Here is a 2,913-nt window from a genome sequence, read left to right on the forward strand (position 1 = left end):
ACATTATTTCTAAGACAAGAATTGTGATTTGAGCCTTTTTTGTTATGAAACGAAACTGTTTTTCTGAAAAATTTAATTCCACAACAGCCTAGCCCTGATCGCAGTGGAAAGCCTTGCGAAGGAGGCTTATATTTTTTTCTGGGTAAAAAAGAGCAGCCAGAGGAAGCTCCTTTTTTGCCCTTGAAAAAAGCAAGACTACGAGTAAGCTTGAAGCGGAGAGCAGGAAGTTGCTCTTAATAATAATTACTGTCTTTATTCCTTTTTTTGTCATCCCTCTTCTATAAAGTGATAGTATATTTGGTTGCAAAAGATTATATTTGTTTATCACTTTAAATCAATAAAATATGGGTTCGATATATGATAAAGCTGATAATGAAGACATAATTGCCCGGATTAATTCCCTTACACCTGAGAGTAAAGCGCTTTGGGGCAAGATGACGGTAGATCAAATGTGCAAGCACTGCAGCGCTGCAATTGAGGTGGGATTTGGTAAAAAAGAGCTTAAGGTGAATTTCCTACTGGGTATTTTGGGCAGGCTTATAAAAAACAAAGCATTCAACAATGACTTTGGAAAAAACAGCCCTACGGCCAAAGAATTGAAATGTGAGGGGTCGTATGATTTTGAATCCAGCCGAAAAGAATTTGCTGAAAATTTTAGGCAATTTGCACAAGGCAATCAGGTTATTAAGGTTATGTACCACCCTTTTTGGGGCAAAATGACTTATGAGGATTGGGATAAATTGATGTGGAGACATACGGACCATCATTTGAGGCAGTTTGGAGTTTAGTCCAAAACCATTAAAAAAAACATTCGTTTATGAGCATCATCAGACATAAACATTTTTTCCTATCGTATTCCGAGGAACACGAACAAGCGGAGTGGGCCGCCTATTATTTGACGGCGGAGTCCCCGCATCAGCATCATTTTGAAAGACCTTATTTCAAACAAGACCCTTTGGTCGATACCGAATCGGCACATTGGAATAACTACAAGGACACTGGCTATGACAAAGGGCATTTGGTTCCTGCAGCAGATATGAAATTCTCTGAAGAAGCCTATAATGAAACTTTTTTAACCTCGAATGTGTCGCCCCAAAACAGAGCTTTCAACGCTGGTGTCTGGAACCGGCTGGAACAAAAAATTCGATATTGGGCCGATAAATACAAGGCCATTTTTATTGTGACAGGAAGTATCTTACATGATAATTTGATTACTATTGGTGATGAAGAAGTCTCCGTTCCCGATTATTTTTTCAAAATCGTGGTTCGGGTACAGGACAATGCTTTGGTTATGATTCCGTTTTTGGTTCCCAATGAAAAATCAGATGCTCCTCTTTATACTTTTGCCACAACCATTGAAAATATTGAACAAATTACCAAAATTGATTTCAATCAGAAACTATCTGAAAAAATAGAAGAAAAAATCGAAAAAGAGCTGAGTTATAAAGAATGGAGCTTTACTTAATAAAGCCCATTGCACGTATTCTTTTTTACCACATAGAAACAATAGAAGTTTGTGTTTGAAGTTGCGAATGCTCCTGTCAATTTATTTGTACCTTTGCCATTCCTAAAAAAGTAACATGAGAATTGATATTATAACCGTATTACCTGAATTATTAAGAAGCCCCTTTGAAGCTTCGATTATGAAACGTGCCATTGACAAAGGATTAGTGGAGGTTCATTTTCATAATTTAAGAGATTATACGACCAACAAACAAAAAAGCGTTGACGATTATCCTTTTGGTGGTGGCGCCGGAATGGTTATGACTGTTCAGCCGATAGATGCCTGCATCACTCACTTAAAAAGTGAAAGATCGTATGACGAAATCATATATATGTCTCCCGATGGAGAAACACTAAACCAAAAAATGGCCAACACGATGTCGATGTATCAAAATATTATTATTTTGTGCGGACATTATAAAGGTGTTGACCAACGCGTGCGAGACCATTTTATCACCAAGGAAATTTCGATAGGTGATTATGTTTTATCAGGAGGAGAATTAGGCGCTTTGGTTTTATCAGATGCCTTAATCCGATTGATTCCTGGCGTATTAAGTGACGAAACTTCGGCATTGACTGACAGTTTTCAGGATGGCTTACTCTCGGGCCCGATCTACACCCGTCCCGCCGATTACAAAGGCTGGAAAGTTCCAGATGTGTTGCTGAGTGGGCATTTTGCCAAGATTGACAAATGGAGAGAAGATACTGCGTATGAGCACACGAAAAACAGGAGGCCTGATCTGTTAAACGATTAATTTTCATATATTTATACTTTATAATAAGAATTAGTTTGCTTCTTAATAACCTTTAAAAGTATAAAACCATGAAAGGATTAATCTTCAAAGTAATTTTAATTGTTACTTTTTTCATTTCAGCTGTTTCCTTTGCACAAGGAATAAATAGAACATCCTTATTGAATGAACTCAATAAAACTTACGGTATCGCGCTAAGTGACGATGAAAAAACCTATTTCGGAAACGCGAACAGCACATTAGTATTGGAATTGTTTGGTCTGGACGAAAAGAATTTATCAAAAGAAAATCGTAATAAAGAAATTGATAAATTATTTGATAAAAGAGATAAAACATTGACTTCTTCGTTAGGTATAAATAAATACAGCGATATTAAAGTAAAAACAGATGAGAAAATTACAGAAATCATAAAGAAAGTAAAGCAAGCAAAAATGGCTCCTTAATTTATTCTAACAATACAAATCACAAAAAGAGCTTTTAATAATAAAGCTCTTTTTTTTGCGGCTTTCCCCAAATAAGCGAACCAATTAAAAAAATCATGATTCATAATTCACAATTCATATTTATTTTTTACATTTGCACCCAAATTTAAATCAACCTCTGGCGAAGTCCGCGAATGTTGGTTTGATTAAACCATAATTAAAAAAATTATCATGGC

General features: G+C 36.0%; 4 protein-coding genes. All 4 read left to right on the forward strand.

The genetic code is table 11. From position 1 onward, the window contains the following. Positions 1 to 344: 344 nt before the first annotated feature. The 4 genes from VFS71_RS11470 (at position 345) to VFS71_RS11485 (ending at position 2,698) form a co-directional block, all read left to right on the forward strand. Positions 345 to 788, forward strand: a complete 444-nt coding sequence (locus VFS71_RS11470; protein ID WP_326401395.1) for a DUF1569 domain-containing protein — start codon at positions 345 to 347, stop codon at positions 786 to 788. Positions 789 to 817: 29 nt separating this feature from the next. Continuing rightward, entirely contained in the window at positions 818 to 1,465 is a 648-nt protein-coding gene (locus VFS71_RS11475; RefSeq protein ID WP_326401396.1) for a DNA/RNA non-specific endonuclease, read from the forward strand. A gap of 115 nt (positions 1,466 to 1,580) precedes the next feature. Continuing rightward, on the forward strand, positions 1,581 to 2,258 hold the full coding sequence (gene trmD / locus VFS71_RS11480) for a tRNA (guanosine(37)-N1)-methyltransferase TrmD (RefSeq protein WP_326401398.1): 678 nt from the start codon (positions 1,581 to 1,583) through the stop codon (positions 2,256 to 2,258). Positions 2,259 to 2,326: 68 nt separating this feature from the next. After that, the gene (locus tag VFS71_RS11485) at positions 2,327 to 2,698 is read left to right on the forward strand and encodes a hypothetical protein (protein WP_326401400.1); all 372 of its coding nucleotides are present in this window, start codon (positions 2,327 to 2,329) and stop codon (positions 2,696 to 2,698) included. The last annotated feature ends 215 nt before the right edge of the window (positions 2,699 to 2,913 follow it).

The sequence above is a fragment of the Flavobacterium sp. genome, assembly GCF_035760125.1.
Classification (GTDB): domain Bacteria; phylum Bacteroidota; class Bacteroidia; order Flavobacteriales; family Flavobacteriaceae; genus Flavobacterium.